Origin of the sequence: Sphingomonas sp. AAP5, from assembly GCF_004354345.1 — a bacterium.
In the GTDB taxonomy this organism is placed as follows: Bacteria; Pseudomonadota; Alphaproteobacteria; order Sphingomonadales; family Sphingomonadaceae; genus Sphingomonas; species Sphingomonas glacialis.
Window position 1 is genome coordinate 3,724,592 of the sequence record NZ_CP037913.1, and the last position, 12,989, is coordinate 3,737,580.

Genomic DNA, 12,989 nt, shown 5'->3' on the forward strand with positions numbered 1-12,989 from the left:
TCACAGCACTCCTGCGGATTTGGCGCGCAGGCGCGGCAGCACGCGCTCGATGATGCGCGATCGATGAATATAGCGTCCGGCCCCGACGGGCCCGAGCCGAAGCACCGACAGCAGCGCTGCGCCAAGCGCGCGCAACTGGCCGTTCGCCGCGTCGGCGAGCGCCGAATTGACGGCGATCGAGGCATTGGCGAGCCGGCGTACCTGTGCGCGACGGCCTTGCGGAACAGCGGCGATGTGACGGTCTACGACGATGCGGTGCTGCGCCTTGAAATTGCTCGCCGCGCGGCTGCCGGTCGTGGTGGCGGACGACCCGTGAATGCGAAAGGCGGCGGTGACGGTGTCGTGATAGAGGACCTCGCCATGCAGCGCGAGCTTGATCCACAGATCCCAGTCGCCGGTGTACCACAGATCAAGGTCGAGGCCGCCGCAAGCGAGCCAGGCGTCGCGGCGGATGACCGGGCTCACCACCGCGACGAAATTCTGGACGAGCAGCTTTTCGAGCAATGCGCTCCGCTCGACCGGCGCTCCGCCGTCAGCCAGCGGACACCGCCAGATACCGCGAACCTTGTCGTCCTTGTCGATGATCGCGGTCGGCGCGAGGTGCAGCGCCGCGTCCGGCCGTCCCGTGATCCAGCGCCGCACTGCCGCGGCCCGGCCTGGCAGCCACAGATCGTCCTGGCATAGCCAGGTGACATGCCGGGCGCTGGCATGGCGGACACCGAGATTGGTTTTGGGTGAGCAGCCGTCGATGCCGTCGGGGTCGACGAACCGGAAGTTCAGCCGGTCCGCGAAGCGGCGGATGATGGTCATCGATCCGCCATCGGGGCTGCTGTCGATGACCACGACCTCGATGCCGGGATCGGAATCGGCGGCGATCGACAACAGCGTCCGTTCCAGCCATTCCTCGCCACGATAGACGGGCAGAATGACCGAGAGCCAAGGTCGCGGGACGGCGTGCTTAGCCGGGGATGCTTGCATAAGACTGAGAGCTGTATGCATTTTCGCGTCGTCCCGAATTGTGCATGCCATTTCTAAGGATTGTTAGTTAACGAAACCTCTAGGACCGATGCCCCGTCCAGCGCCGGCGGCGATGGCCGTCGCTGCACCGAGCTTCCGGCGGTCGGATGATCGTGGCTACGACGCCAACGGGTTTAGTGTGCGGGGCCGATTATCGTGAGGCGGCGTCGGGTGGAATAATCCATCAAGAACAGCGACGCGCGGTCGGCGGTGGCGAGGTCGGCTGTCGAAAGGAAATGGTGGTTGCCCCGACAGTCGGCAAAACCGATGCGCTTGGCGATCGACGCGGTTTCTCCGCCGCAACGCGGGCGTCGTTCTGCCCGTCATCGCCCGTGGCGTAGCGGCACTGAAACGAGTTTTCGGTATGACCGTATTCCATACGAGCGGCGCCGCCGACCGACGAAGGCGCTGCGGCCGCCTTGCCCGAAGGCAAATTGTCAGACCCAACGTAGGAATGTACTTTAAAAACTGGTGCTGCCGGTGAGGATTGAACTCACGACCTCAGCCTTACCAAGGATGCGCTCTACCACTGAGCTACGGCAGCATGTCCGCAAAGCACCTTACGGCGTCTGCGGAAGCGGCCTAAGAGCGGTTGGCGCGGGGATTGTCAAGGAGCGTTTCACAGGTGAGCACAAAAGAAGACGAGAAAGCGGCGCGGCTGGCCGCGGCGCTGCGCGAGAACCTCAAGCGCCGCAAGGGACGCGAGCGGGCGCTCGACGCGGCGCCGCGCGACGACGATGTCACGCGATAGGCGCGCATTTCGCCGCGAGCCAGGCACGCTCGTCGGCATCGAGATGATCGCCGATCACCGCGACGACGCGGGCATGGTATGAATCGAGCCACGCGCGTTCGGCAGCGCTCAGCATCTCGGTGACGATCAGCGAGCGTTCGATCGGACAGAAAGTGAGCGTCTCGAACCCGAGCATCGTCGCGCCCTCGGCAAAGCCGCGCTCCTCGACCAGGATCAGGTTTTCGATCCGGATCCCGTATTCGCCCGCTTTGTAATAGCCGGGCTCGTTCGAGAGGATCATGCCGGCACGCAGCGGCTCGGCCGGGCCGCCGCCGGGATAGGTCGGCGGCGCGATCCGCTGCGGCCCTTCATGCACCGAGAGATAGGCGCCGACGCCGTGGCCCGTGCCATGCGCATAATCGAGCCCCACCGCCCAGAGCGGCCGCCGCGCGAACGGATCGAGCTGCCCGCCGGTCGTGCCGTGCGGGAAGACCGCGGTCGCCAGCGCGATATGGCCCTGCAGCACGCGTGTGAAGCGGTCGCGCATTTCGGGCGTCGGCTCGCCGATTGGCAGGACGCGCGTCAGGTCGGTCGTGCCGTCGGCATATTGCCCGCCCGAATCGACCAGATAGAGCTGGCCCAGTTCGAGCGGCGCGTTCGATTCCGGCGTCGAATGATAATGCGGGCTCGCGCCATGCGCGCCCGTCGCCGAGATCGTGTCGAACGAGGTGTCGAGCAGCACGCCCGTCGCTTCGCGGAACGCCTGCAGCTTGGCGACGCACGCCAGTTCGTCGAGCCCGCCCTTGGGCGCCTCGACCTCGACCCAGCGGAGGAATTTCGCAAGCGCGGCACCATCGCGCGCCGAGGCGGCACGGTGGCCATCGATCTCGACGCGGTTCTTGACCGCCTTGGCGAGCACGACGGGGTCGCGCAGCGCGAGCACCGTGGCACCGCCCTGATCGAGCCGGTCGAAGATCGCGGCAACCGCGCGCTCGGGATCGGCCGCGATGCGCTTGCCGGCGTAGCGGCCGAGCGCGTCGGCAAAGGCGCTGCGCGGGTGGAGGCGGATCGCATTGCCGAGATGCTGGCGCACCGCGTCGCTGACCTTTTCCGGCGCAACGAACAGGTCGGCGGTGCCGTCGGCATCGACGATCGCGTAGGCCAGCGCGACGGGCGTGTGCGCGACGTCCGTGCCGCGCACGTTGAGTGCCCAGGCGATCGAATCGAGCGCGGTCAGCACGACGGCGTCGGCCTTGGTCGCGGCGAGCCAGTCGGCGATCTGCGCACGCTTGGCGGCCGAGCCGACGCCGGCGCGCGCTTCGTCCTGGACGACGAGCGGCGCGTCCGATGGGGCTGGGCGGTCGCTCCAGACGGCATCGATCGGATTGGCCTCGACCGCGACGAGTTCGGCACCGCGCGCGGCGAGCGCGGCGCGCGTGTCGTCGACCCAGCCGCGGGTGTGGAGCCAGGGATCATAGCCGATCCGCCCGCCGGCCGGCGCATGCTCGCCGAGCCATGCCGCGATGCTCGTCGCGGGAACGGCGACATAGGCCCAGTCGTCGGCCGAGACCTGCTCGCGGACTTGCAGCGTATAGCGGCCGTCGGTGAAGATCGCGGCGCGCTCGGTCAGCACGACCGCGCTTCCGGCGGACCCCTGGAATCCCGTCAGCCACGCGAGGCGCTGCGCATAGGCACCGACATATTCGCTCATATGCTCGTCGGTCAGCGGGACGACGAAGCCGTCGAGACGGTCGTGCGCGAGCTGAGCGCGAAGGGCGGCGAGGCGGGTGGAATGGATCGACATGCGTTTTCTCGTGGTTGCGGGAAGCGGGGAGGGCGTTCGGTTGCGAGGCAGCCTATCCTGACGGATCGGGCGGGACGAAGCGCAACCTTGCCAGATCGCGCCCGGGCGCGACAGGGTCGACGGCATCCATCCCCGCAGGCGTGCCCGGTTCGCCTGCGGACGCGCTATCCTTAGGATGTGGGTTGCTGCTGGAGGTCTCGTCCCGACGCTGGCGATGCGCGCCGAGAAGAGAGCGCAGCGCGACGCAAGCGGATGTCGGGGTGGCGGTCGCTGCGGTCGGACAGGTCGACGGCGCGCAGCCTGAGCCGGGTCGCCCAAGCGCACGCATCTCGACTTGTCCCGCCGGGAGCGGGTAGGGATTGGGGATGACAGATCTTACCCCGCCCGTCGCGCAGACTCGCGCCCACAGCTTCACCGCACACGGCGTGACCATCGAAGACCCTTACGCGTGGCTGAAGGACCCCAACTATCCCGAGGTCGACGATACGGACGTGCTCGCCTATCTCGCGGCCGAGAACGCCTATTTCGAAGCCGTGATGGCGCCGCACAAGGGGCTGATCGACCGGCTCTATGCCGAGATGAAGGGGCGCATCAAGGAAGACGATTCGTCGGTGCCGCAGAAGGATGGCGACTGGCTGTATTGGACTTCGTTCGAGACCGGCGGCGAATATCGCAAATGGTGGCGCAAGCCCGTCGGCGGGGGCGAGCCCGACCTGATCCTCGACGAGGTCGCGCTGGCCGAGGGCAAGGAATATTTCCGTTTGGGCGCTTTCTCGGTGTCGAACGACGGGCGGCTGCTCGCCTATGCGATCGACGACAATGGCTCGGAGCGGTTCGAGGTGCGCGTCAAGGATCTGACCACGGGCGAGCATTTGCCCGACGTCATTCCGGGGATGCTGTCCGAGATCGTCTGGACCGCCGACGACAAGGGTTTCCTCTACGGCCTCGCCAACGAGCAGTGGCGCACCGACAATGCGAGGCTGCACTGGCTGGGAACGCCGGTCGCCGATGATGTCGAATTGTTCAAGGAGGCCGATGAAGGCTTCCGCGTCGGCGTCAGCGAGACCAGCGACCGAAAGTGGATCGTGCTGTCGAGCGGCGACCATGTGACGAGCGAGATCTACCTGCTCCCGGCGACCGACCCGCTAGCGACGCCTTTGTGCGTCGCGCCGCGCAAGGTCGGGCGCGAATACGATGTCGACATGCACGGCGACACGCTGTTCATCCACACCAACGACACCGACCCCAATTTCCGACTGTGCACCGCGCATATCTCGGCGCCGGGCGAGTGGGTCGAGAAGATCGGCCCGTCGAAGCATTTCTACATGACGGGGATCGACTGCTTCCGCGATTTCTTCATCGTCGACGGGCGCGAGGACGGGTTGGATCAGATCGAGATCCACCGCTACGACGAGGGCATCGCACCGCAGCGGATCGTGTTTCCCGAGGCGAGCTACGATGCCGGCCTCGGCAACAATCCCGAATATGCGATGGATGTGCTGCGCGTCGGCTATGAATCGATGGTCACGCCGGGCACCGAATATGATTACGACGTCGCGACGGGCACGCTGACGACGCTCAAGGTTCAGGAAATCCCTTCCGGCTATGACGGCGACAAATATCGCACCGAGCGGCTCAAGATCGCTGCGCGTGATGGCACCGAGGTGCCGGTGTCGATCGTCTACCCCAAGGATTTTCCGCGCGACGGCAGCCGGCCGATCTATCTCTATGCGTACGGCGCGTATGGCTATGCGATCCCGCCGGGCTTCTCGACCGGGCGGCTGTCGCTGCTCGATCGCGGCTTTGCCTATGCGATCGCGCATATCCGCGGCGGGGACGATCTCGGCCAGCAATGGTATCTCGACGGCAAGCTCGAGAAGCGCGCCAACACCTTCAACGATTTCGTCGATGTGGCGAAAGGGCTGATTGCGGGCGGTTGGACCTCGGCGGGCAAGATCGCAATCGCGGGCCGCTCGGCCGGCGGCGAGTTGATGGGTGCGGTGGTCAATTCGGATCCCGACCTGTGGGGCGCGGTGATTGCCGACGTGCCGTTCGTCGACGTGCTCAACACGATGATGGATGCCGAACTGCCGCTGACGCCGGGCGAGTGGCCCGAATGGGGCAACCCGATCGAGGATAAGGCGGCGTTCGAACTGATCCGCGGGTACTCGCCGTATGACCAGGTGAAGGCGCAGGCCTATCCGCCGATGTTCATCAGCGGCGGCCTCAACGATCCGCGCGTGACCTATTGGGAGCCCGCGAAATGGGCGGCCAAGCTGCGCAGCGTGAAGACCGATAGCAACGTGCTGCTGCTCAAGACCAATATGGGCGCGGGGCATGGCGGCAAGTCGGGGCGCTTCGAAAGCTTGCGCGAGGCGGCCGAGGAGCATGCCTTCGTGCTGTGGCAATTGGGCGTCGAGGCCTAGCTGCGATGAGGTGGAGCCCTTCCTCCGTCACCCCCGCGAAAGCGGGGGTCGCGCTGCCTGGCCCGGTTCGCGAAGAAGAAGCGGGATCCCCGCTTTCGCGGGGATGACGGTGGTGGCTCAGGTAAGAGGCGGCGTACGCTAGTGTCGATCGAAACGATCATTGCGAAATATGGCCTTGCCGCGCTGTTTCTCGGCGCCGGCATCGAGGGCGAGACCGTCGTCGTCGCGGGTGGGTTGCTGTCGCACAAGGGCCTGCTCCCGCTGCCCGGTGCGATGGCGGCGGCGGCGGCAGGGTCGTTCGTCGCCGACCAGATCTTCTTCAGCGCCGGGCGCTATTTCCGCGGCAAGGCGTGGGTCAAACGCCAGCAGCAGCGTCCGATCTTCGCGCGCGCGCTGGGATTGCTCGAACGCTATCCGATCGGCTTCATCTTCGCCTTCCGCTTCATCTACGGCTTCCGCACGATCAGCCCGATCGCGATTGGCACGACCAGGGTCGAGACTAGGCTGTTCCTGCTGATCAATGCGATCGCGGCGGTGGTATGGGGGATCGTCTTCACCGGAATCGGCTATCTGTTCGGGCACAGTTTCGAAAAACTGATCGAGCGCTTCCTGCCCGACAAGCATGCGATCCTGATCGTCGGCGGCGCGGTCGTCGTTGTCGCCGCGATCGTCGGGGCGATCCATTGGTGGCGCACGCGCGGGAAAGCCGCGACGTGAGCCGCTTCGTGCAGGCGATCACCGCGAGCGCCGCCGACATCGACGAACTCGGCCACGTCAACAATGCGGTATGGGTGCGCTGGATCCAGGAGATCGCGGTGGCGCACTGGATGGCGCAGGCGCTGCCCGAGCATCGCGACGCCTATTTCTGGGTCGTGACGCGGCACGAGGTCGATTATCGCGGCAATGTCGGTGTCGGCGAGACGGTAACCGGCGAGACCTGGGTTGCCGCGGCGCCAAAGGGCGCGCGCTTCGACCGCGCGGTGCGCTTCACCGGGGCCGACGGCAAGGTCAAGGTCGAGGCGCTGACGACCTGGGCGATGCTCGACCGCGCGACCGGCAAGCTCGCGCGGGTGCGCGACGAGATCGCCGCGCCGTTTTTGTGACGCGGGCGGAACCTGTGCGGCGCCCGAGGGCTTGGTTGTCTCAAGCTTTTGAAAGGCCGCAGCAATGCTCGAACATGTCCCCGAATGGCTTGGCGCCAGTTTGCGCAACATCCGCGCCGGTGCCGAGCATCTCGCGATCGTCCATCCCTCGCTCGGCGTCGGCGCGGTCGAGATTGCGCTGAGCAGCCCGGCGTTCGGCGATTTCGCCGAGATGCCGGCGCGCTTCACCGCCGATGGCGCGGGCGTCTCGCCGCCGCTCCACTGGTCCGACGCGCCGGCGGGCACGCAGAGCCTCGCGCTGATCATCGAGGATGCCGATTCGCCGACGCCGGCGCCGCTGGTGCACGCGATCCTGTGGGGCATGAACGTCGCGACGACGGGCCTCGCCGAGGGCGCGATCGCAGCCGACGGCGCGGCGGGTGCGATCGGGATCAATTCCTATCTGTCGCAAGGCTGGCTCGCGCCCGATCCGCCCAGCGGGCACGGCGAGCATCGCTACGTTTTCCAGCTGTTCGCGCTCGATTGCTCGCCCGAGGATCTGGGGGATGGCCCGGGGCGCGGGGCGGTGCTCAATGCGATGGCGGGGCATGTGATCGGTGCCGGGATTCTGACCGGGCTCTATTCACGCGGCGAGGTCGTCGATGCGCCGGTGGCGGAAGGTGGAGCGGCGGTCGCGTAATCGGTGCGCCCCTCCTCTTCAGGGGAGGGGATTGGGGTGGGGGAAGCCTGGCAGAGACCTGCGCTCGGGACTTCCCCACCCCAACCCCTCCCCTGAAGGGGAGGGGCTTTCAGGTTAGCCGCTGTTGCGCAGCGCGGTCGCGATCGCGTTGATCGACAGCAGGATGCCCTCGCCGATCCGCTCGTCCTCGTCGCCCGCGCGGCGGCGCTTGATGAGCTCGATCTGGAGCAGGTTGAGCGGCTCGATATACGGCAGCCGCAGCCGGATCGACGCATCGAGCGCGGGATGCGCCTGCAGCAACCGTGTCTGCCCGGTGATCTCGAGCAAGCCGTCATGCGCTTGCTGCCAGCCACCCACGATCCGCGGGAAGATCGCGTCGGCCAGCGCACGGTCCTCGACCAAGGTGGCATAGCGCGCCGCGATGTCCATGTCGGACTTGGCGATCACCTGCTCCATATTGGCAAGGCTCGCGGCGAAGAACGGCCAGCCCTGCGCCATCTCGGCGAGCAGCCCCTTGTCCTCGAAGCTGCTCAGCGCCTGGCCGACGCCGTACCAGCCCGGCAGCATCACGCGCGCCTGCGCCCAGCTGAACACCCACGGAATCGCGCGCAGATCCTCGATCTTGTCGGACTTGGTCCGGCTCGCCGGGCGGCTGCCGATCTTGAGGCCGGCAATCTCGACGATCGGCGTCATCTGGCGGAAGAAAGTGCGGAAGCCCTCGGTGCCATAGACCAGCCCGCGATACGCTTCGAAGGCCGAGGCCGAGAGCGTGTCCATCGCCGCGGAGAAACGCCGCGTGTCGGCGGCCGACAGCGCATCGGGCTCGAGGCTGGCGAGCAATGTCGCCGACGCCATCGCCTCGAGATTGGTGATCGCGCTGTCGCGCGTCCCGTATTTGCCCGCGATCACTTCGCCTTGCTCGGTGATGCGGATGCGGCCCTGGACGGTGCCCGACGGCTGCGCGCGGATCGCCGCGAACGCCGAGCCGCCGCCACGCCCGACCGCGCCGCCGCGGCCGTGGAACAGCTGCATGCCCACACCCGCGCCGGCGAACACGCCCTTCAGCGCGGTCGAGGCTTTCGACAGGCTCCAGGTCGAGGTGAGATAGCCACCATCCTTGTTGCTGTCGGAATAGCCGATCATCACTTCCTGGAAGCTGCGCGCCGCGGTGATGCCGCGCACTTCGGGCAGCGAGAACCATTCGGTCATGATGCCGGGCGCGGCCTCGAGATCGCCGATCGTCTCGAACAGCGGCACCGCCATGATCGCCGCGCTAGGCGTCGCGCCGCCGCGGTAGAGCCCGACCTCCTTGAGCAGAATGTTGAGCTCGAGCAGGTCGGACACCGATTGCGCCATCGAGACGATGTGCTGGACGATGCACGCCGGGCCGTAGGTGGCGTGCGCCTCGGCGGCGGCGCGGACGATCGCGAGTTCGGACTTCGTCTCGTCCGAATAGTCGGCGAACGGGCTGGCCAAGGGCCGCGCGTTCGACAGTTCATGGCGCAGCAGCGAGACGCGCTGCGATTCGTTGAGCGACAGGTAATCCGCCTCGACGCCCGCCACCTTGAGCAGTTCGGCGACGACGCGTTCGTGCACCGCGCTGTTCTGGCGCAGGTCGAGCGTCGCGAGATGGAAGCCGAAGGTCTCGCATGCGCGGATCAACCGGCCGAGCGCCCCGCCCGACGACAGCGCGCCGCCGCCGGACCGAAGCGCGCGCGCGATCGTGACGAGATCGGCGCGGAACGCCTGCGGATCGGCATAGCGTTCGCCCTTGAGCGCAGCGGCGCGCGGCGCGGGCTTGCCGGTGAGCGCAAGGTGGGTCGCGGCGAGGCGCGCGTAGATGCCCGACAGCGCACGGCGATACGGCTCGTCGCTGCGGCTCTCGGCGGTGTCGCCGCTGGCATCGGCGAGCGCGATCACCGCGTCGTCGGCGGGCGCGAGATTGGTCGAGATCGACAGCTCGGCGCCGAGCGCATGGACCGCGTCGAGATAATAGCCGAGCACCGCTTCGCTTGCCTTGGCGAGCGCGGTCTTCAGGCTGTCGGCGGTGACGAACGGGTTGCCGTCGCGATCGCCGCCGATCCAGCTGCCGGGCTTGAGGAAGCTCGGCACGCGCTCGCCGAGCGCGCGGTCCCAGCGCTGGTAGAGCGCGGGCAGCGCGGGCAGAAAGACGTCGCGCAGATACGACAGTGCGATCTCGACCTCGTCGGTGACGTAGAGCCGTTCGCGGCGCAGCACACGCGTCTGCCACAGCAGCGCGATCTGGCGCAGGATCGCTTCCTCGACGTCGTCGCCATCGGGCGTCTCGTGGACGTCGGCATCGCGCAGCCGCATCAGCGCCGCGATCCGGTTGCGATGGTCGATCATCGACTTGCGGCGGACTTCGGTCGGATGCGCGGTGAGGACGGGGGCGATCAGCGCATGGTGGAGCAAGTCCATCACCTGCGCCTTGTCGATGCCTTCGCCGGCGAGCCGTTCGAGCGCTGCGGCAAGATCGGCGCCCTGTTCGGCGGCGACGCCTTGGCGATCCTCGGCAAGATTGGCGAGCATCGAGAACAGCATGAAACCGCGCACGAAATCGAGCGTCTCGTCGAGGCTCAGCGCATCGAGCCCGAGATCGGCTTCGGGGCCACCGCCGCCGTTCTTTGTGCGATGTCGATCGACCGAGGCGGCGCGGATCGATTCGGTCCGCGCGTAGAGCGCGTCGCCGCCATAGGTGCGGATCACGTCGCCGAGCAATTTGCCCAGAAAACGAATGTCGGGATTGTTTGCGATTCCGGGGAGGTCAGCCATGATTTCATGCTGCATTGCGGCAGCGGCGCGGTCAATCGCTTGTCGATTATTTCACTGCTGCGGCGGACGACGCATTGTTCGAAGCATCCTCGGCGGTACGCGCCGCGCTGCTCTCGACGTTGGTCAGCAAGCCGTCGTGATTGGCATCCTCGCGGTCGAAGCGCGCGAGGCTGCCGCTGATGAATTCGCGGTGGGTGATCTTGCCGTCGTGATCGGCATCGAGCGCGTTCAGTCGCTTGGCATATTTAACCGGAACCTCGGACTGCGCGATGGCGCCGTCGAGATTGCGGTCGAGCCGCGTCCAGCGCGATTCGAGCAGCGTTTCATATTCGGCGCGCTTGAGCAGCGTCGGGGGCACGAAATTGGCGGCATATTCGTCATTGGTCGGCTTGGATTCGCATCCTGCCACAAGCAACAGACAGGTCGTGATCATCAGCCGGCGCATTGTTTTCTCCCGTTGGGGGGTGAACGGCGCGCCACGCCGATCGTTCCGGCACTGTCGTTTCGGCACCGCCGGCAGCTCAGGCCTCGAGCTCGACGTCCCAATACAGCCAGTCGTGCCAGGTATCGTGGAGGAAATTGGGCGGATAGCGTCGGCCGTGTTCCTGCAGCTGCCAGCTGGTCGGGCGGATCGCGTCGATATGCAGCGGCATCCCCGCTTGTTTCGGCGTGCGCCCGCCCTTTTTGAGGTTGCACGGCGAGCACGCGGTGGCGACATTTTCCCACGTCGTGCGGCCGCCCTGCGCGCGCGGCACGATATGGTCGAAGGTCAGATCGTTGCCCGCGCCGCAATATTGGCAGACGAACTTGTCGCGCAGGAACAGGTTGAAGCGCGTGAAGGCGGGGAAGGCGCTGGGGCGGACATACGATTTGAGCGCGATCACCGAGGGCAATTTGAGCGCCCGCGTCGGGCTGCGCACCTCGCGCTCATATTCGGCGACGATGTCGACGCGGTCGAGGAACACCGCCTTGATCGCGGTCTGCCACGGCCAGACCGACAGCGGATAATAGCTCAGCGGAGTGTAGTCCGCGTTGAGCACGAGCGCGGGACAGCCATCGGGGTGGCGGATCAGATCGGGATGGTACACTTCGGCCCCTCCTTTACCACTGAGTGGCGCTTCCTGCGGGGCTTCAAGCCCATTAGGATGACGCTGTCATGACAGCGCTACCCGTCTCGTCCGATTTCAGCACGGCGACCGACTCGCGGTCAAGTGCGCGCGTGGCCTCGGTCGTCACGCGCTTTGCGCCGAGCCCGACCGGGCGGCTGCATCTGGGGCACGCCTATTCGGCGGTGCAGGCGCACGACCGCGCGCGGGCGGCGGGCGGGCGGTTTCTGCTGCGGATCGAGGATATCGACGGCACCCGCAGCCGCCCCGAGCATGTCGCGGCGATCGAGGCGGATCTGCGCTGGCTCGGTTTGGCGTGGGACGGACCGGTGCTGTTCCAATCGACTCGGCTCGATGTCTATGCCGCCGCGCTCGAGCGGTTGCGGGGGATGGGGCTGCTGTATCCGTGCTTCTGCACGCGCGCCGAAATCGCGGCGAGCTTGAGCGCGCCGCATGGGCCCGAGGCGGTGTATCCGGGGACGTGCCGTGCGCTCGACGCCGATGCGGTCGCGGCGCGGGTTGCGCACGGGGACCGCTTCGCATGGCGGCTCGATATGGCCAAGGCGCTCGCCCTCGCGCCTCCCCTCCCTGGGAGGGAGGGGCTGGGGGTGGGTCGGCTGGAGGCGGGCGTTGCGCCCCACTACGGGCCGCCCCACCCCTCGATCCCCTCCCGTCCAGCGAGGGGAGGTGGAAACTTGACCTGGACCGACGAAATCGCCGGCACGATCGTCGCCGATCCGCTCTCGCACGGCGACGTGATCCTCGCGCGCAAGGATGCGCCCGCGAGCTATCATCTTGCGGTGACGATCGACGATGCCGCGCAAGGCGTCAGCCATGTCGTGCGCGGAGTCGATCTGTTCGGCGCGACCCATGTCCACCGCCTGCTCCAGGCGCTGCTCGGTTTTCCGACGCCGATCTATCACCACCATGCGCTGATTGCGGGGCCCGATGGCGCGCGCCTCGCCAAGCGCAATCACGCGCCGACGCTCGAAAGCCTGCGCCTGGCTGGCGAGGACGGGCCTGCGCTTGCGGCATCGCTGCGCGCGGGCATTGGCTTTGTCGCAGCGAACGCCTAGATTGACTGCATGAGCACATTTCTCACCATCTTGCTGGTCGCCGCGATGATTGCGGTGGTTGTCGTCCTCGTGCGCGGGCTGGTGGTCTTCCTGCTCGGTGCCAGCCAGGATCTGCGCGACGGGACGTCGAACGATGCCGTCTCCGCCTCGTCGATCAAGTCGAACAAGATGATGCAATATCGCGTGATGTTCCAGGCGATTGCGATCTTCCTGGTCGTCCTGCTGATGTGGCTCGCCGGCAAGAGCTGAGCCGCT

At 66.9% G+C, this 12,989-nt stretch carries 12 protein-coding genes and 1 tRNA gene; 7 read left to right on the plus strand and 6 right to left on the minus strand.

Going from position 1 to position 12,989, the window contains the following annotated elements; genetic code table 11:
* On the minus strand, positions 1-999 hold the full coding sequence (locus tag E2E30_RS17250; protein ID WP_206365606.1) for a glycosyltransferase: 999 nt from the start codon (positions 997-999) through the stop codon (positions 1-3).
* A gap of 487 nt (positions 1,000-1,486) precedes the next feature.
* Positions 1,487-1,561 (minus strand) — tRNA-Thr (locus E2E30_RS17255).
* Positions 1,562-1,642: 81 nt separating this feature from the next.
* Here E2E30_RS17255 and E2E30_RS21145 point away from each other — a divergent pair.
* The gene (locus E2E30_RS21145) at positions 1,643-1,768 is read left to right on the plus strand and encodes a hypothetical protein (protein WP_268249518.1); all 126 of its coding nucleotides are present in this window, start codon (positions 1,643-1,645) and stop codon (positions 1,766-1,768) included.
* Here the strand turns inward: E2E30_RS21145 and E2E30_RS17260 are convergent.
* The gene (locus E2E30_RS17260) at positions 1,758-3,551 is read right to left on the minus strand and encodes an aminopeptidase P family protein (RefSeq protein WP_133191597.1); all 1,794 of its coding nucleotides are present in this window, start codon (positions 3,549-3,551) and stop codon (positions 1,758-1,760) included. The two genes, E2E30_RS21145 and E2E30_RS17260, sit on opposite strands and share 11 nt — an antisense overlap.
* 365 nt (positions 3,552-3,916) lie before the next feature.
* Between E2E30_RS17260 and E2E30_RS17265 the strand changes: the two genes are divergently transcribed.
* The 4 genes from E2E30_RS17265 to E2E30_RS17280 all read left to right on the plus strand — a co-directional run bounded on the left by E2E30_RS17265 (position 3,917) and on the right by E2E30_RS17280 (position 7,759).
* Complete coding sequence (locus E2E30_RS17265; protein WP_133191598.1) at positions 3,917-5,977, plus strand: S9 family peptidase; 2,061 nt, start codon at positions 3,917-3,919, stop codon at positions 5,975-5,977.
* A 141-nt stretch (positions 5,978-6,118) separates the two neighbouring features.
* The gene (locus E2E30_RS17270) at positions 6,119-6,694 is read left to right on the plus strand and encodes a DedA family protein (RefSeq protein ID WP_133191599.1); all 576 of its coding nucleotides are present in this window, start codon (positions 6,119-6,121) and stop codon (positions 6,692-6,694) included.
* Positions 6,691-7,080 carry an acyl-CoA thioesterase gene (locus E2E30_RS17275; RefSeq protein ID WP_133191600.1) on the plus strand — a complete coding sequence of 130 codons (390 nt, stop codon included), beginning with the start codon at positions 6,691-6,693 and terminating at the stop codon, positions 7,078-7,080. Before E2E30_RS17270 ends, E2E30_RS17275 begins: the two co-directional genes overlap by 4 nt.
* 64 nt (positions 7,081-7,144) lie before the next feature.
* Positions 7,145-7,759, plus strand: a complete 615-nt coding sequence (locus tag E2E30_RS17280; protein WP_133191601.1) for a YbhB/YbcL family Raf kinase inhibitor-like protein — start codon at positions 7,145-7,147, stop codon at positions 7,757-7,759.
* 114 nt (positions 7,760-7,873) lie between these two features.
* On the opposite strand, the gene ppc is transcribed toward E2E30_RS17280, so the two are convergent.
* The 3 genes from ppc to E2E30_RS17295 form a co-directional block, all read right to left on the minus strand.
* The gene (gene ppc, locus E2E30_RS17285; protein WP_133191602.1) at positions 7,874-10,552 is read right to left on the minus strand and encodes a phosphoenolpyruvate carboxylase; all 2,679 of its coding nucleotides are present in this window, start codon (positions 10,550-10,552) and stop codon (positions 7,874-7,876) included.
* 46 nt (positions 10,553-10,598) lie between these two features.
* The gene (locus E2E30_RS17290) at positions 10,599-10,985 is read right to left on the minus strand and encodes a calcium-binding protein (RefSeq protein ID WP_133191603.1); all 387 of its coding nucleotides are present in this window, start codon (positions 10,983-10,985) and stop codon (positions 10,599-10,601) included.
* Positions 10,986-11,073: 88 nt separating this feature from the next.
* The gene (locus E2E30_RS17295; protein ID WP_133191604.1) at positions 11,074-11,640 is read right to left on the minus strand and encodes an HNH endonuclease; all 567 of its coding nucleotides are present in this window, start codon (positions 11,638-11,640) and stop codon (positions 11,074-11,076) included.
* Positions 11,641-11,708: 68 nt separating this feature from the next.
* Here E2E30_RS17295 and E2E30_RS17300 point away from each other — a divergent pair, with 68 nt between their 5' ends.
* A complete protein-coding gene (locus E2E30_RS17300; protein ID WP_133191605.1) occupies positions 11,709-12,734 on the plus strand; it encodes a glutamyl-Q tRNA(Asp) synthetase in 1,026 nt (341 codons plus the stop codon).
* A 9-nt stretch (positions 12,735-12,743) separates the two neighbouring features.
* A complete protein-coding gene (locus tag E2E30_RS17305) occupies positions 12,744-12,983 on the plus strand; it encodes a twin transmembrane helix small protein (RefSeq protein WP_133191606.1) in 240 nt (79 codons plus the stop codon).
* Positions 12,984-12,989 lie beyond the last annotated feature (6 nt).

Excerpts from the sequence above, each read along its gene's own strand:
- E2E30_RS17280 (WP_133191601.1), top strand. The coding sequence starts at position 7,145 with ATGCTCGAACATGTCCCCGAATGGCTTGGCGCCAGTTTGCGCAACATC.
- ppc (WP_133191602.1), bottom strand. The coding sequence starts at position 10,552 with ATGGCTGACCTCCCCGGAATCGCAAACAATCCCGACATTCGTTTTCTG.
- E2E30_RS17305 (WP_133191606.1), top strand. The coding sequence starts at position 12,744 with ATGAGCACATTTCTCACCATCTTGCTGGTCGCCGCGATGATTGCGGTG.
- E2E30_RS17265 (WP_133191598.1), top strand. The coding sequence starts at position 3,917 with ATGACAGATCTTACCCCGCCCGTCGCGCAGACTCGCGCCCACAGCTTC.
- E2E30_RS17290 (WP_133191603.1), bottom strand. The coding sequence starts at position 10,985 with ATGATCACGACCTGTCTGTTGCTTGTGGCAGGATGCGAATCCAAGCCG.
- E2E30_RS17300 (WP_133191605.1), top strand. The coding sequence starts at position 11,709 with ATGACAGCGCTACCCGTCTCGTCCGATTTCAGCACGGCGACCGACTCG.
- E2E30_RS17260 (WP_133191597.1), bottom strand. The coding sequence starts at position 3,551 with ATGTCGATCCATTCCACCCGCCTCGCCGCCCTTCGCGCTCAGCTCGCG.
- E2E30_RS17250 (WP_206365606.1), bottom strand. The coding sequence starts at position 999 with ATGCATACAGCTCTCAGTCTTATGCAAGCATCCCCGGCTAAGCACGCC.